Source organism: Streptomyces sp. Inha503, assembly GCF_047215865.1.
Taxonomy (GTDB): domain Bacteria; phylum Actinomycetota; class Actinomycetes; order Streptomycetales; family Streptomycetaceae; genus Streptomyces; species Streptomyces lycopersici.
On the sequence record NZ_CP178360.1, the window covers coordinates 5,927,129 to 5,942,122 of the forward strand.

Consider the following 14,994-nt stretch of genomic DNA (forward strand, 5'->3'; position numbering starts at 1 on the left):
ACATGAGGAGTTCCTCATTCCTGGGTGATCGCCGCCACAAGTCGGGCCGAAGTGGCGATTGCAGCATGCGTCAGGCGGCCGCGCAGACGCCCTTCATGCTGTCGATCAGCGCGAGCACCGCCCGCGCGGACGGAAGAATCATGCGACCTTCCCTGGTGAGCTGGGCACCGGTGGAGTCGCGAGTGAAAAGCTTGGTGCCCAACATCTGTTCCAGGCACTTGATCTGGTAACTGATGGCCGGTTGTGAATAGCCGAGCGCCTTGGCCGCTTGGTCCATGCGTCCTATCTCAGCTATGGAAACGAAAGCGCGGAACTCCCGCTCATGCATTTTGCCCCCTGTCCGGCGGCCATCATCCGATGGCCGTCGAGAACCCGTCGCCGAGAAGGCACGGGTTATCCGATCCGTCGAGACCATATCAACGTACTCAATCTTGGAAGGCAACATCCGGTGCAGGAAGCTGCAATGCGACGAGCCGCGAAGACTTCACAAGAGCGGAACATGCTGCAACGCCGGAGGTGAAGAACCCGGCTCCGATGAAAGTTCACACGGCGTTCACCGCACACATCGCGGGAGCGGCCCAACACGACTCGGCCGCGGGCGCGCCGTGGCGGTCCACCGGGCCCGGGGGGAACGGGGTGGCAGTTGGGAGGTACGAGGTAGCAGCCGGGCGGTACGAGATAGCAAACGCCCCGGAGGGCGGACCGTCCGGGGCTTCTTCCCTGCTCGGGCTCAGAGCCGACTGTCGGGTTCGAACCGACGACCTTCGCTTTACAAGAGCGGTGCTCTACCAGCTGAGCTAAGTCGGCGTCCCCTGTAGTGTACCCGGCCCCGAGGTGTGATCCGTTCGAAAATTCTCGGGCCCTGGCTAGAGACACGGCCGCCCTCGCCGGTATAGCGTCACGCCAATCCACCTCCGGTGGACTAGACCCCTCCTTTACTCGGATCGTCCGGCACGTTCCTGCCGGTGAAGGGACAGATCACCATGGCCACGGTCACGTACGACAAGGCGACCCGGGTGTACCCGGGCACCGAGAAGCCCGCCGTCGACCAGCTCGACATCTCCATCGAGGACGGCGAGTTCCTCGTACTCGTCGGCCCCTCCGGCTGCGGGAAGTCGACCTCCCTGCGGATGCTCGCGGGGCTGGAGGACGTCAACGGCGGGGCCATCCGGATCGGGGACCGCGATGTCACCCATCTGCCGCCGAAGGACCGGGACATCGCCATGGTGTTCCAGAACTACGCGCTGTACCCGCACATGTCCGTCGCCCAGAACATGGGCTTCGCACTCAAGATCGCCGGCGTGAACAAGACCGAGATCCGGCAGAAGGTCGAGGACGCGGCGAAGATCCTGGACCTCACCGAGTACCTCGAGCGCAAGCCGAAGGCGCTGTCCGGTGGTCAGCGGCAGCGTGTCGCGATGGGCCGGGCGATCGTCCGGGAGCCGCAGGTGTTCCTCATGGACGAGCCGCTGTCCAACCTGGACGCCAAGCTGCGTGTGCAGACGCGTACCCAGATCGCCAGCCTCCAGCGGCGGCTGGGCATCACGACGGTGTACGTCACCCACGACCAGGTCGAGGCCATGACCATGGGCGACCGGGTGGCGGTGCTGAAGGACGGTCTGCTCCAGCAGGTCGACTCGCCGCGCAACATGTACGACCGCCCCGCCAACCTCTTCGTCGCGGGCTTCATCGGCTCGCCCGCGATGAACCTGGTCGAGGTGCCCATCACCGACGGTGGTGTGAAGTTCGGCAACAGCGTCGTCCCGGTCTCGCGTGAGGCGCTGAGCGCCGCGTCCGACAAGGGCGACCGCACGGTCACCGTGGGCGTCCGGCCCGAGCACTTCGACGTGGTCGAGCAGAACGGCGGCGCCGCCCAGGGCCTCACCAAGGCGTCCGACGACGCACCGGCCGGTCTCGCCGTCACCGTGAACGTCGTCGAGGAGCTCGGCGCGGACGGTTATGTCTACGGCACCGCCGAGGTCGGCGGCGAGGTCAAGGACCTGGTCGTCCGCGTGAACGGGCGCCAGGTGCCGGAGAAGGGCGCGCAGTTGCACGTCGTGCCGCGGCCGGGTGAGACGCACGTGTTCTCGACCTCGTCCGGGGAGCGGCTCAGCGACTGAGGCCGCTGACCCGTCAGTTCGTACCGACGGCGCCGTTCGTCCGCTTCCAGCGGACGGGCGGCGCCGTCGCGTTGGGTGGGGCAGGGCGTACGTCGCGGTGTTGCGTTGTCGGGTTGCGTCGTCGGGTTGCGTTGTCGATAAATTCCCCGACATTTCGAGCATTTCACCCCCGAGCGTCAACCCTCCGAACGCCAGGAGTGGGTTTCCATCACCCGGCCCGGTGACGGAATGTCGCCAAATCGTCGCTCCTCGCTACGATCACCGCATACCGCAGTTCCGCATGACTCACTCCGTACCACTCACTCGGTACCGCTCACTCGGTACCACCCAGCCCCGTACCACCCACCCGCGAGGAACCACCCCGTGAACCACGCAGCCCGCCGCATCGGCAGAACGCTCGCCCTCGTCCTCCCCGTCGTGCTCGTCCTCTCCGGCACCCTCGCGGTCACCCGCGTCCCCTGGGCCTCGCCGAGCGCCGAGTCGCAGATCCTCACCGCCTCCTCCGACCGGGCGTCCACCCATGCCACCCACCGGGCGCCGCATGAGCTGCTGCGCGACCGGCTGCTCGCCGAGCTCCAGGAGAAGAACCCCTCCGTGGCGCTCACCCACCTCCAGGTGGCGACGGCCGAACGTCCCTCGCTGGCCAAGCACTGCGCCTCCATCGCCCGTGCGCTCGGCCGCGCCGCGGTCGCCAAGTACGGCGGTGTGAGCCGCGCCCAGGCGTACGCACGGCCCGTCTGCGACACCTCGTTCGCGTCGGGGACCACCCAGGCGTACCGCTGACCCCGCCCCCGCCGTACCGCCGGGGCTCTTCCCTCCCCTGTTCGCCCTTCGGCGGTCCCCGCACCGCATATGGTGCGGTTCATGAGCGATGACGACGAGCGCAGGCCCGGGCATCACCACCAGACCGCGCGCCCCACACAAGCCGTCGTCCTGGCCGGCGGCCAGGGCTCACGGCTGCGTCCGTACACCGACGACCGCCCCAAGCCGATGGTCGAGATCCCGGGCACCGGGACTCCGATCATCGGCCACCAGCTGGCCTGGCTGGCCGCCGAGGGCGTCACCGACGCCGTGGTCTCCTGCGGCCACCTCGCCGCCGTCCTCCAGGACTGGCTCGAGGCGGCGGAGCTGCCGCTGCGGGTGAAGACCGTCGTCGAGAAGGAGCCGCTGGGGCGCGGCGGCGGCCTGAAGTTCGCCGCCGCCCGGCTCCCGGAGCCCGACCAGCCCTGGTACGCCACCAACGGCGACATCTGGACCCGCTTCTCGCTCCGCGACATGGCGGACTTCCACGACGAGCGCGGCGCCACCGCCACGCTCGCCCTCGCCCGGCCGCGCATTCCGTGGGGGGCGGTGGAGACCAATGAGTTCGGCCACGTCCTGGACTTCATCGAGTCGCCGCCCTCGCCGTACCTCATCAACGCGGGCGTCTACGTCTTCTCCGCCGCCTTCACCGCGCTGCTGCCCGACCGGGGCGACCACGAGCGCACCACGTTCCCGCGCCTGGCGCGGGAACGTCGGCTGGCGGGCTTCCCGCTGCCCCAGGGCGCGTACTGGCGGGCCATCGACACGGCCAAGGACCTGACCGAGGCCGCCAAGGAACTGACCGCGGGCCCCCCGCCCCACGGCCACGGCCCCTTCGACACGACGCCCGTGCCACACGCCTGACCCACGGCCGCGCCGCGCGACGCCGACAGGGTCGGCCGCGGCTCAGCGTGTCCGACGGACCGTGGCGCCCGCGGCGTGCTGTTCCCCTCCCCGCCCCTTCCCGAAACTGGGGCTCCGCCCCAGCCCCCGAGGTCCAGGGCGAGGCTCCTGGCACACCGGCGCGCCAGGAGCGTCGCGACATGCGACCCCGCCCCAGGGCCGGGCGGGGCTTCGCCCCATCCCCGGGGCCCGGGGAAACCCCGCACACCACGGAGCCGCACACCAGGCCCCCAGACACCCCTGACGCGCTGACACGGCAGGGGTATCCGGGGCCCGCCCCCGAGCCCGGGGCCCAGGGGCGAAGCCCCTGCCACGCGGCGGAGCGCCAGGAGCAGTCGCGATATGCGGCCCCGCCCCGGGGCCGGGCGGGGCTTCGCCCCATCCCCGGGGCCCGGGGAAACCCCGCACACCACGGAGCCGCATACCAGGCCCCCAGACACCCCTGACGCGCTGACACGGCAGGGGTATCCGGGGGCCGCCCCCGAGCCCGGGGTCCAGGGCGAGGCTCCTGGCGCGCCGGCGGGCCAGGAGCAGTCGCGATATGCGACCCCGCCCCGGGGCCGGGCGGGGCTTCGCCCCAGCCCCGGAGGCCGGGGAAACCCGCACACCACGGAGCCGCCTGGGCCCCCAGACACCCCTGACGTGCTGACACGGCAGGGGTATCCGGGGCCCGCCCCCGAGCCCAGGGCCCAGGGGCGAAGCCCCTGCCACGCGGCGGAGCCGCACATCGATGCTTCGGGAAGGGGCGGGTAGGGGAAAACCGCCCGGCACCGCGGGGCGCGGGAGCGCGGCCGTGCTCAGCCGAGGAGGCCGCCCAGGGCGGCTTCCTCGGCGGCCGGGTCGCTGTAGTTGTATGTGTTGTCCTCCGGGGGGCCGCCCTCCGGGCCGCCCGCGGACAGGCCGCCGCCGGCGCCGCCCAGCGAGGACGGACCCGGCGCGGTCGGGGCGAGGGGGTGGCGCGGGGAGCGGGGGGCCGTCCCCAGGCCCGGACGGGGCCGGGACGCGCCGCTGGGGCGGCCGGACGTGCCGGACGCCGAATCCGTCGCGCTCGGCACCCCGGACGAGGACGTCGACGCCGAGGAGCCCGTGGCGGACGGCTCGGGACGGTGCGACAGCCGCTCGCGCGGCGACGGCGCGCCCGTGCCCCCGCCCGTGCCCACCGTCCCGCGCTGCCCGCCGCGCGGGCTCTCGGCGGGCTTGCTGGGCAGCGGCGAGCCTGGCAGGTGGTTCGTGGGCAGATCGCTCGGCTCCGGCGCCTTCACGACCTCCGAGGACCGTACGGCGGCGCCCAGCATCGAGCCCACCAGCAGCGTCAGCCCGGCGACCACCATCGCCATCACACCGCCACGGCGCAGCACCCGGCGCCGCAGCTCCCACAGTCCGGCCCGGGGGCCGAGCCGCCGCCACGCCTCGCCGGCGAGCCGGCCGTCCACCGAGTAGACCGGCGCGCCCGCGATGATCAGCGGGCTCCAGGCGGCGAGGTAGATGATGTCGGGCGCGTCGTAGACCGGCACCGTACGCCAGCTCACGGTGACGATCAGCGCGGCGGACAGCAGCGCGCCGAACGAGGCGGCCAGCCGCTGCCACAGCCCGAGCACGGTGAGCACGCCGACCACGATCTGTAGGAACGCCACGGTCAGCCCGGCGCCCACGGGATGCCCCAGCGCCAGGTCGCGCAGCGGCTCGGCGATCGGCCACGGGTGCAGCCTGCGCAGCCAGGTGACCATCGAGCCGCGCTCGCCGCCGTCGAAGTAGACGGGGTCGGAGAGCTTGCCCATCCCGCCGTAGATGGAGATGAAGCCGAGGAAGATGCGCAGCGGGAGCAGGACGACGCCGAGGTTCATCCGGCGCCCGGGGTAGTAGGCGTGGCGTACGGACTCGGAGTGGCGGCGCGGGCGCGGAACCGCGGCGCGCCGCGACTCGTCCCGCTCGCCGTCGGGGGCGCCCGGCCGTCCGGAGGACACGCCGCGCCGCTCCGCCCCGGCCGCCCCGGCCACCGCGCTCGCCCTGCCCGCTCCGCCTGCTCCGCGCGCTCCACCCGTCTCGGCCGGGCCGTCCGCGCCCGGACGCCGCCGTCCGCCGGACGACCGGGGCACGCCGCCGGACGACCGGGGCACGGACTCCGTACGCGGGTTGCGCGGGCCGATGACCGTGGGCGCCGTGTCGTCGTCGAAGGCGATCCGCGGCAGCACCTGCGTGGCGCCCACGTCCTCGGCGCCCTCACCCGCCCGGGAACGGCCCAAACCATCGTTCAGGCCATCGGACAGACTGTCGGTCAGGCCCTCGGAGGAGTACCGCACGGCCTGAAGCAGCCGGGTCGCCGCGGTGTCCCCGCCGGGGCGGGTGCGGCCGCTCCACACCACGGGCGGCCGACGCCGGCCGGGGGCCGGGACGCGGGCGAGCCGGGCCGTGTCCGTCAGCGTGTCGCTGACGACCGGGACGCTGAGCTGCACCCGGAAGCTCGGGGCATTGACGGCGACCTGCGCCGGATCGCATGGCACCTTGGCCATGGTCAGCCGTGGTTCGTCGTCGAATCCCCCCGCGCGTCCCGCCAGGGGCGAAGGCATGCGGGCTTTTCTGGTCTCCACGTCCAACTAACCGAGTGACGGACGGGAAAGACACTGCCGGGGACGTCCCGATCTGTCCGAGGCCCGTCAAGATCATCGGGCCGGAGCAACCAGGGTCAGTCCCGGCGCCGTGCCGCCTCGTACAGCACGACGCCCGCCGCCACGCCCGCGTTCAGCGACTCCGCGCCGCCCGGCATCGGAATCCGCACCCGCAGATCGCAGGTCTCGCCCACCAGCCGCGACAGCCCCTTGCCCTCGCTGCCGACGACGATCACGACCGGGCCGTCCAGCACCTCGAGGTCCGTCAGCTCGACATCGCCGTCCGCCGCCAGCCCGACCACCGTCAGGCCCGCCTTCTGGTAGGCCTCCAGGGTCCGGGTGAGGTTGGTCGCGCGGGCGACCGGGGTGCGGGCGGCGGTGCCCGCCGAGGTCTTCCAGGCGCCCGCGGTCATCCCGGCCGCGCGCCGCTCCGGTACGACCACGCCATGGCCGCCGAAGGCGGACACCGAGCGGACCACCGCGCCCAGGTTGCGCGGATCCGTGACGCCGTCGAGGGCGACGATCAGCGGGTCCTCGCCCTCGTCGAAGGCGGCCGCGCTCAGGTCCTCGGGGTGGGCGTACTCGTACGGCGGGACCTGGAGCACCAGGCCCTGGTGGTTCAGCCCGTTCGTCATCCGGTCCAGCTCGGCCTTGGGCGCCTCCATGAGGTGGATGCCGCCGCGGTCGGCCGCGACCTTCAGCGCCTCGCGCACCCGGTCGTCGCTGTCGATGAACTGCTGCACATACAGCGTGTTCGCCGGAACGCCCTCGCGCAGCGCCTCGACCACCGGGTTACGGCCCACCACCAGCTCGTTGGAGCCCTTGCCGCCGCGCCGCGGGACGGGGCGCTTGGCGGCCTGGCGGGCGCGGGCGTTGGCCATCCGCTGCTTGGCGTGTCCCTTGCGCATCTCGGCGGGCGGGGTGGGCCCCTTGCCCTCGAGGGCGCGGCGCCGCTTACCGCCGCTGCCGACCGTCGCGCCCTTCTTGTTGCTGGTACGGCGGTTCCTGCGCTGGCTGTTGCCGGCCATGAATGTCACCTGTCTCTTCACTGCTCAGCGCTGCTCGGCAAACGGCAACGGAAAAACGTCGAACGCCACACGCGTCTAGGGTCGTACGGTCGTATGTACGGTCACAAGTGTGCCGCCCGACGCGGCGGGCGGCACAAACAGCCAGGTCAGCGGGTGCCCAGCTCCCAGCGCGGCCCGGACGGGGTGTCCTCGATCACCAGACCCGACTGCTGGAGCTGATCGCGGATCGCGTCCGCCGTCGCGTAGTCCTTACGGGCCCGCGCGGCCTGCCGCTGCTCCAGGACCAGCCGGACGAGGGAATCGACCACGCCGTGCAGATCCTCACCACGGTCCGAACCGCCCGCCCAGTGCTCGTCGAGCGGATCGAGGCCCAGCACGCCCAGCATGGCCCGCACCTCGGCGAGCCGGGCGACCGCCGCCTCCTTGTCGTCGGCGGTCAGGGCGGAGTTCCCCTGGCGGACGGTGGTGTGGACGACCGCGAGCGCCTGCGGCACCCCGAGGTCGTCGTCCATCGCCTCGGCGAACGCGGGCGGCACCTCGGCGGCGGGCTCGACGCTCCCGGCCTTCTCCACCACGCGCTGGATGAAGCCCTCGATCCGCGCGAACGCCGACTCGGCCTCGCGCAGGGCCTCCTCGCTGTACTCGATCATCGACCGGTAGTGCGGGGTGCCCAGGTAGTAGCGGAGCACGATCGGACGCCAGCGCTTGACCATCTCGGAGACCAGCACCGAGTTGCCGAGCGACTTGCTCATCTTCTCGCCGCTCATGGTCACCCAGGCGTTGTGCGCCCAGTAGGCGGCGAAGTCGTCGCCGAACGCCTTGGCCTGCGCGATCTCGTTCTCATGGTGCGGGAAGATCAGGTCGACGCCGCCGCCGTGGATGTCGAAGGCGCGCCCGAGGTACTTGTGCGCCATCGCCGAGCACTCCAGGTGCCAGCCGGGACGGCCGCGCCCCCATGGGGTCTCCCAGCTGGGCTCCCCCGGCTTCGCCGCCTTCCACATGGCGAAGTCGCGCGGGTCGCGCTTGCCGGTCTCGCCCTCGCCCGAGGGCTGGCGCAGTCCGTCCAGATCCTGGTTGGAGAGCTTCAGATACTCGGGGAACGAGCGCACATCGAAGTAGACATTGCCCTCGGCGGCATACGCATGACCCCGGTCGATCAGCTCCCGCATCATCTCGATCATCTCGGGGACATGACCGGTCGCCCGCGGCTCATAGGTCACGGGCAGGCAGCCGAGGATGTCGTACGCCTGGTTGAAGGCGCGCTCGTTCTCGTAGCCGATCGCCCACCAGGGGCGCTTCTGCTCCGCCGACTTCGCGATGATCTTGTCGTCGATGTCCGTGACATTGCGGATGAACGTCACGTCATAGCCGCGGTGGGCGAACCAGCGGCGCATGATGTCGAAGTTCAGCCCCGACCTGATGTGCCCGATATGCGGGGCGGCCTGCACGGTCGCGCCGCACAGGTAGATCGAGACGCAGCCCGGGTTGAGCGGGGTGAAGTCACGGATCTGCCGGGCGCTGGTGTCGTACAGGCGAATAGTCACGCGTCAAGGGTAGTGGGAAGTGAACGGTGCCCCGTGCCCCTTCCCCCACGGGGACACAGAAGCGTGACACTCGGGACGCGGGTGACACTCCGGACGCACCCGCGCGCCCCCTGACCGCCGGAACGCGCCGGAACGCGCCGGAACACCGACGCCCCGTCGGAGCACCCGCGCGCCCATCCAGAACACCGACCAGAACGCCGGGCAGAACGCCGACCAGAACGCCGGACGGCACCACCGCCGGAGCGCCCGCGCCCCCGTGCGGACCACCGGTCGCCGTCGCCCCTACCGCCGGAACACCAGCGCCGTCGCGATCGCCGCGAGCCCCTCGGCGCGGCCGGTCAGCCCCAGCCCGTCCGTGGTCGTACCGGACACCGAGACGGGGGCGCCCACGGCCGCCGTCAGCGCCTTCGTCGCCTCTTCGCGCCGTTTGCCGATCTTCGGGCGCACGCCGATCACCTGGATCGCCACATTGCCGATCTCGAAGCCCGCGTCCCGGACGATCCGGGCGGCCTCGGCGAGCAGCGTGGTGCCGGCCGCGCCGGACCACTCGGGGCGGTCGGTGCCGAAGTGGGCGCCGAGATCGCCGAGCCCGGCGGCGGAGAACAGCGCGTCACAGGCGGCGTGCGCGGCCACATCGCCGTCGGAATGCCCGGCGAGTCCGTACTCCTCGCCCTCCCACAGCAGCCCGGCGCACCACAGCTCACGGCCCTTCTCGAAGGCGTGCACATCCGTGCCGATGCCCACCAGGGGGAGCATCGCCGCGTCAGAAGCCATCGTTCGCCCTCCTGCGGGCCAGGACCGCCTCGGCCAGCACCAGGTCCAGCGGCCGGGTCACCTTGAACGCCTCCTCGTGGCCGGGGACGACCACGACCTCGACGCCGAGCCGCTCCACCATGCCCGCGTCGTCCGTGGCGCCCTCGCCCTCCAGGACGATTTTCTCGTGGGCGGCCACGAGGGTGGCGCGGTCGAAGCCCTGCGGGGTCTGGACGGCGCGCAGCAGCGCGCGCTCGGGCGTGCCGACCACCGGCTCGGGCTCACCGGCCCGCTCCCCGGTGCGCGGCTCGACCCGCTTCACGGTGTCGGCCAGCGGCAGCGCCGGGACGACGGCGGGCGCCCCGTCCCGTACGGCGGCGACGACCGCGTCCACCGTGTCCACGGGCACCAGCGGCCGGGCCGCGTCGTGCACCAGCACGGTGGTGACGGTCTCGGGGACGGCGGCCAGCCCCTTGCGCACCGACTCCTGCCGGGTCTCGCCGCCGGGCACGACGACCACCTCGGTGGTGTCGCCGAGGGTGCCGCTCAGCGGATGCGCGTCCAGCAGCCGCCGCACCTCGTCGGCGCCGTCCGGCGGGGCGACCACGACGACGAGGGAGACGGAGCGGGATCCGGCCATCGCCCGTACGGCGTGGACGAGCATGGGCGTGCCGCTCAGCGGGCGCAGCGCCTTGGGGGCGCCCGGCCCCAGCCGCACGCCGCGCCCCGCGGCGGGGATCACGGCGGCGGTGCGGGCGGTTCGCCCGGACGCGCCGGAGCCGCCGTGATCCGGTGTTGCGGACATTGAGTTGGCGTTCAGGTTTGCTTCCTCAGCCGAAATGGGTATGGCCACAGCGTGCCGGGCGCGATGCCCCGACCGGCCCCTTCCGTGACGACTGGTCGAGCCAGCTGCCCGGCCCGGCACACCCACACCGCGCACCGTGCGCGCGGCGATAGACGGGGCCTCGGGGGATCAAAGGAGATCGCCAGGGGATCAACGACGTCCGGCACGTACACATGCCGCAGCGCCCGGCGACAGACGATTAGCGGGAATTCACGTCTGAGTCACTCGGGCACCACGGCATTGATTCGTCAGGACGCGAGAACCTCGTCAAGCAGGGCCTCGGCCTTGTCCTCGTTGGTGCTCTCGGCAAGGGCGAGCTCGCTCACCAGGATCTGGCGGGCCTTGGCGAGCATGCGCTTCTCACCGGCGGAGAGTCCGCGCTCACGCTCTCGGCGCCACAGGTCACGCACGACCTCGGCAACCTTGATCACATCGCCGGAGGCGAGCTTCTCGAGATTTGCCTTGTAGCGACGGGACCAGTTCGTTGGTTCTTCCGCATACGGTGCGCGCAGCACCTCGAAGACCCGGTCCAGCCCGTCTTGGCCGACCACATCACGCACACCGACGAACTCCGCATTGTCCGCCGGCACACGAACCGTCAGGTCACCCTGGGCGACCTTCAGCACCAAGTAGGTCTTGTCCACGCCTTTGATCTGGCGAGTTTCGATGGCCTCGATCAGCGCGGCCCCGTGATGGGGATAGACCACGGTGTCGCCAACCTTGAACGTCATGTGACAGGTACCCCTTCCGTGGCTATCCAGGGTAACACGGGAACGCCTTCTTCTGAATGGCGTTTTCGCAGGTCAGGGCATATCTCGGGGCTTGACAAGTGCGGCAGGAACGTGCTGCACGAGGTCTGCGGAACCGGGTATTCGCAGGTGGGAGCCGCTGTCCGGGCACCCCGAAACCCACCCGTTACGCGTCGGAAGAAGCCCGGACGAGTGGCCCTACGTCCCGTTTTGCCGGAGTCCAGTCGATGGACTTCCGCTACTCCGTTCGGATCAGGAGCGAGCGATCCGGCCCCGATTCGCGAATTGATCACGGAGTTGATCACGCAGAGCGGATCAAGTCTGTGATCAATTCTCGGACATGCATGGATTCCTTACCGATAATCTCCCGCGCGACCGGTCGAGACGATATTCGGGACTTCGGGACGGTGCCGTACGGACCGCGTAACGCACCCGGGAAGCACACCCCGGCCATGTCCGAACCACGCGGAACCGCGCCGGAACCACCCCGGAACCGGCAGCGTACGGGCGTGCCGCCGCGGGGCCGGCCGCCTTGGGGCGGGTCGGGTGCGGGCCGAAGAGGGCGGATCGGTAATCTAAGCGCGCTGATCCAACCTTTACCTCGTCCTAGGAGATGCCGCCGCCGTGAGCAGCAGCCTTCGACGCGGCGCCCTCGCCGCAGCCGCCATCGTGGTCTCGGTCGCCCCGCTCTCCGCCTGCGGAGCCGGGAACGACGCGCAGACGCTGGGGGTCAAGCCCGACAACGCCGCGACGTCCGTCGGGGACATCAAGATCCAGAACGCCGCCGTGGTGACCCAGCCGGACCGCACCGCCGAGGGCCCCGCCGTCGTCACCGGCCGGATCTTCAACAACGGCAAGAACGACCAGACCGTCAAGGCCATCACCCTGCCCGGCACCAGCGCTCGGGTGAAGCTCTCCCCGGCCAAGGGCAAGGGCCCGGTCGTGGTCCCGCACGGCGGCTCGGTGGCGTTCGGCGGCGAGGGCAACGCCTCCGCCGTCATCAGCGACGGGCGCGAGGCCGCCCAGGACGGCAACGCGCAGCGGGTCGTCTTCGATCTCAGCTCGACCGGCAACGTCCCGATCACCGCGTTCGTGGTCCCGGCGAGGAGCTACTTCAAGGGCTGGGGCCCGTCCGAGCTGCCGACCGCCAAGCCGTCGGGCTCGGCGACGCCCAGCGGCAAGCCGAGCGGTACGCCCAGCGGCACCGCCAGTGGTAAGCCCAGTGGCACCCCGTCCGGCACGGCGAGCGGCCAGCCCGGCGGCGAGGAGAGCGGCGACGTCCCCAACGGCATCGCGTCCGGCGAGCCCAACCCGAACGGCGGCGGTCACTGAGACCCGTCGGCCGGTCTCCACGGGTCACTGAGACCCGCCCAGGCATGTGTGAGGGCGGCCCTGGACCTTTCCAGGGCCGCCCTCACACATGAGTCGCTTGCCACGGCTCGACCGGGCCGTTCTCTTTACGGCTCGAACTTGTAGCCCAGACCCCGCACCGTCACCAGATACCGAGGCGCACCCGGATCCGGCTCGAGCCCCCTTCCGCGTGCGCCCCTCGCACCGCTCGGCCCTGGCGGGCCTCACGGGCTTCGGCACGCTGTGCCGGACTCCGTCCGGCGGTCCGGGGCTCAGGCCCGGCTTTACGGCTCGAACTTGTAGCCCAGACCCCGCACCGTCACCAGATACCGAGGCGCACCCGGATCCGGCTCGATCTTGGCCCGGAGGCGCTTGACGTGGACGTCGAGGGTCTTGGTGTCGCCCACGTAGTCCGCGCCCCAGACGCGGTCGATCAGCTGCATACGGGTCAGCACCCGGCCGGCGTTCCGCAGCAACATCTCCAGCAGGTCGAACTCCTTCAGCGGGAGGTCCACCTTGCCGCCGCCGACCGTGACCACGTGCCGGTCGACGTCCATCCGGACCGGTCCGGCCTCCAGGGCGGCCGGGGTGACCTCCTCCGGCTCACCGCGGCGGCGCAGCACGGCTCTGATCCGGGCGACCAGCTCGCGCGAGGAGAAGGGCTTGGTCACATAGTCGTCGGCGCCTATTTCCAGCCCGACCACCTTGTCGATCTCGCTGTCCTTGGCGGTCACCATGATCACCGGGACATTGGACCGGCCGCGCAGCTGACGGCAGACCTCCGTACCGGGCAGGCCCGGCAGCATCAGGTCGAGCAGCACCAGGTCGGCGCCGTTCCGCTCGAACTCATCGAGCCCCTCGGGGCCGGTAGTCGCGATCGCGACCTCGAATCCCTCCTTGCGAAGCATGTACGACAGCGCGTCGCTGAACGATTCCTCGTCCTCGACGACCAGAACTCGGGTCACGGAAGGACCTCCGGAGCTGAGAGTGGTTCATTGGTGAAGGTCTCGTACGGCCGGCCGTGGTCCTCGCCATCGAGGTCTCCGGTGTCGTACGACTCGCTCGACTCGCGCGTCCCGCTCCGCGAGCGGTCCCGGTCCCGCGCCGCACCGGCTTCCGGGAGTCTCAGGGTGAAGGTGGAGCCCTGTCCCTCGGCGCTCCACACGGTGACCTCCCCGCCGTGCGAGGCGGCCACATGCTTGACGATGGCGAGCCCGAGCCCGGTCCCGCCGGTCTGCCGCGAGCGGGCCGGGTCGACCCGGTAGAAGCGCTCGAAGATCCGCTCGCGGTCCTTCTCCGAGATGCCTATGCCCTGGTCGGTCACGGCGATCTCGATCAGGTCCCCGCCGGTAGCGGGGATGCGGCGGGCGGCGATGCCGACGCGGGTGCGGGCCGGGCTGTAGTTGACCGCGTTCTCGACGAGATTGCCGAGCGCGGCGGCCAGCTGACCGCGGTTGCCCCAGACGTGCAGATCGGCGGTGCCGCCCGTGGCCATCGTGATCTGTTTGGTGCCCGCCTGGTGGCGGCACCGGTCGATGGCCTCGGCGACGAGCTCGTCCACCCGGACCGGCTCGGCGTCCTCCAGCGGGTCGTCGTTCTGCACCCGGGAGAGGTCGATGAGCTCCTGGACCAGGCTGGTCAGCCGGGTGGCCTCGACCTGCATCCGGCCGGCGAAGCGGGTGACCGCCTCCGGGTCGTCGGACGCGTCCATCACGGCCTCGGACAGCAGGGACAGCGCGCCGACCGGGGTCTTGAGCTCATGGCTGACGTTGGCGACGAAGTCGCGTCGTACGGCCTCGATCCGGCGGGCCTCGGTGAGGTCCTCCACGAGCAGCAGGACCAGCCGGGAGCCCAGCGGGGCCACTCTGGCGGAGACCGCGAGCGCGTCGCCGCCCCGGCCGGTGCCGCGGCGCGGCAGATCGAGCTCGATCTGCCGGATCTCGCCGTCCCGCCGGGTGTCGCGGGCCATCGCCAGCATCGGCTCGACGGCCAGCTTGCCGCCGCGCACCAGGCCCAGCGCGTACGCGGCCGAGCTCGCCTTGACGACTGCGTCCGCTTCGTCGAGGACGACGGCCGAGGAACGCAGTACCGACAGCACCGTGTCCACGCCGGGCGGCAGCACGGCGTCGGTATGCAGCGAGGAGCGCGTAGGCTTCGCCTGTTCACGCTCGCTCCAGCGGAACGCCAGCATGGCGATGACGCCGGTGCACAACCCGGCGAGCGCCGCCACTGCGGCGATCGCCGCGTTCACGTTCATGCGTCCAGGTTATGCGGGCGGCGAGACCCCTCCACAGCC

Annotated in this window: 13 protein-coding genes and 1 tRNA gene; 4 read left to right on the forward strand and 10 right to left on the reverse strand. The window is 71.4% G+C overall.

Going from position 1 to position 14,994, the window contains the following annotated elements:
* Positions 1 to 70: 70 nt before the first annotated feature.
* Entirely contained in the window at positions 71 to 328 is a 258-nt protein-coding gene (locus ACJX2R_RS24250; protein ID WP_014061570.1) for a LysR family transcriptional regulator, read from the reverse strand.
* Between the two features lie 406 nt (positions 329 to 734).
* Positions 735 to 807 (reverse strand) — tRNA-Thr (locus ACJX2R_RS24255).
* A 176-nt stretch (positions 808 to 983) separates the two neighbouring features.
* On the opposite strand from ACJX2R_RS24255, the gene ACJX2R_RS24260 reads away from it, so the two are divergent.
* The 3 genes from ACJX2R_RS24260 to ACJX2R_RS24270 all read left to right on the forward strand — a co-directional run bounded on the left by ACJX2R_RS24260 (position 984) and on the right by ACJX2R_RS24270 (position 3,785).
* Positions 984 to 2,120: an ABC transporter ATP-binding protein gene (locus tag ACJX2R_RS24260; protein ID WP_413105944.1), complete on the forward strand. Its 1,137-nt coding sequence runs from the start codon at positions 984 to 986 to the stop codon at positions 2,118 to 2,120.
* A gap of 363 nt (positions 2,121 to 2,483) precedes the next feature.
* Entirely contained in the window at positions 2,484 to 2,903 is a 420-nt protein-coding gene (locus ACJX2R_RS24265) for a hypothetical protein (RefSeq protein WP_020870433.1), read from the forward strand.
* Positions 2,904 to 2,984: 81 nt separating this feature from the next.
* The gene (locus ACJX2R_RS24270) at positions 2,985 to 3,785 is read left to right on the forward strand and encodes a nucleotidyltransferase family protein (protein ID WP_262699252.1); all 801 of its coding nucleotides are present in this window, start codon (positions 2,985 to 2,987) and stop codon (positions 3,783 to 3,785) included.
* A gap of 836 nt (positions 3,786 to 4,621) precedes the next feature.
* On the opposite strand, the gene ACJX2R_RS24275 is transcribed toward ACJX2R_RS24270, so the two are convergent.
* From ACJX2R_RS24275 to ACJX2R_RS24300, 6 genes are all read right to left on the reverse strand, one after another.
* Positions 4,622 to 6,391, reverse strand: coding sequence for a DoxX family protein (locus ACJX2R_RS24275; RefSeq protein ID WP_413101848.1), 1,770 nt, complete (start codon positions 6,389 to 6,391; stop codon positions 4,622 to 4,624).
* Between the two features lie 116 nt (positions 6,392 to 6,507).
* Positions 6,508 to 7,458 (reverse strand): 23S rRNA (guanosine(2251)-2'-O)-methyltransferase RlmB, encoded by a 951-nt coding sequence (rlmB, locus tag ACJX2R_RS24280; protein WP_413101849.1) that lies wholly within the window; start codon positions 7,456 to 7,458, stop codon positions 6,508 to 6,510.
* A gap of 146 nt (positions 7,459 to 7,604) precedes the next feature.
* Positions 7,605 to 9,002 carry a cysteine--tRNA ligase gene (cysS, locus tag ACJX2R_RS24285; protein ID WP_413101850.1) on the reverse strand — a complete coding sequence of 466 codons (1,398 nt, stop codon included), beginning with the start codon at positions 9,000 to 9,002 and terminating at the stop codon, positions 7,605 to 7,607.
* Positions 9,003 to 9,284: 282 nt separating this feature from the next.
* The gene (ispF, locus tag ACJX2R_RS24290) at positions 9,285 to 9,776 is read right to left on the reverse strand and encodes a 2-C-methyl-D-erythritol 2,4-cyclodiphosphate synthase (RefSeq protein WP_413101851.1); all 492 of its coding nucleotides are present in this window, start codon (positions 9,774 to 9,776) and stop codon (positions 9,285 to 9,287) included.
* Positions 9,766 to 10,560 (reverse strand): 2-C-methyl-D-erythritol 4-phosphate cytidylyltransferase, encoded by a 795-nt coding sequence (gene ispD / locus ACJX2R_RS24295; protein ID WP_413101852.1) that lies wholly within the window; start codon positions 10,558 to 10,560, stop codon positions 9,766 to 9,768. Before ispD ends, ispF begins: the two co-directional genes overlap by 11 nt.
* A 287-nt stretch (positions 10,561 to 10,847) precedes the next feature.
* Complete coding sequence (locus tag ACJX2R_RS24300; RefSeq protein WP_009716930.1) at positions 10,848 to 11,330, reverse strand: CarD family transcriptional regulator; 483 nt, start codon at positions 11,328 to 11,330, stop codon at positions 10,848 to 10,850.
* 642 nt (positions 11,331 to 11,972) lie between these two features.
* Between ACJX2R_RS24300 and ACJX2R_RS24305 the strand changes: the two genes are divergently transcribed.
* Entirely contained in the window at positions 11,973 to 12,680 is a 708-nt protein-coding gene (locus ACJX2R_RS24305; protein WP_413101853.1) for a DUF461 domain-containing protein, read from the forward strand.
* Positions 12,681 to 12,982: 302 nt separating this feature from the next.
* On the opposite strand, the gene ACJX2R_RS24310 is transcribed toward ACJX2R_RS24305, so the two are convergent.
* A complete protein-coding gene (locus ACJX2R_RS24310) occupies positions 12,983 to 13,663 on the reverse strand; it encodes a response regulator transcription factor (protein ID WP_037960596.1) in 681 nt (226 codons plus the stop codon).
* Positions 13,660 to 14,955: a sensor histidine kinase gene (locus ACJX2R_RS24315; protein ID WP_262699259.1), complete on the reverse strand. Its 1,296-nt coding sequence runs from the start codon at positions 14,953 to 14,955 to the stop codon at positions 13,660 to 13,662. The genes ACJX2R_RS24310 and ACJX2R_RS24315 overlap by 4 nt, the downstream gene beginning before the upstream one ends.
* Positions 14,956 to 14,994 lie beyond the last annotated feature (39 nt).

Bases quoted from the DNA above. Each gene is read 5' to 3' on its own strand.
- ACJX2R_RS24250 (WP_014061570.1), bottom strand. From the start codon at position 328: ATGCATGAGCGGGAGTTCCGCGCTTTCGTTTCCATAGCTGAGATAGGA.
- ACJX2R_RS24260 (WP_413105944.1), top strand. From the start codon at position 984: ATGGCCACGGTCACGTACGACAAGGCGACCCGGGTGTACCCGGGCACC.
- ACJX2R_RS24270 (WP_262699252.1), top strand. From the start codon at position 2,985: ATGAGCGATGACGACGAGCGCAGGCCCGGGCATCACCACCAGACCGCG.
- ACJX2R_RS24275 (WP_413101848.1), bottom strand. From the start codon at position 6,391: ATGCCTTCGCCCCTGGCGGGACGCGCGGGGGGATTCGACGACGAACCA.
- rlmB (WP_413101849.1), bottom strand. From the start codon at position 7,458: ATGGCCGGCAACAGCCAGCGCAGGAACCGCCGTACCAGCAACAAGAAG.
- ispF (WP_413101851.1), bottom strand. From the start codon at position 9,776: ATGGCTTCTGACGCGGCGATGCTCCCCCTGGTGGGCATCGGCACGGAT.
- ispD (WP_413101852.1), bottom strand. From the start codon at position 10,560: ATGTCCGCAACACCGGATCACGGCGGCTCCGGCGCGTCCGGGCGAACC.
- ACJX2R_RS24300 (WP_009716930.1), bottom strand. From the start codon at position 11,330: ATGACGTTCAAGGTTGGCGACACCGTGGTCTATCCCCATCACGGGGCC.
- ACJX2R_RS24315 (WP_262699259.1), bottom strand. From the start codon at position 14,955: ATGAACGTGAACGCGGCGATCGCCGCAGTGGCGGCGCTCGCCGGGTTG.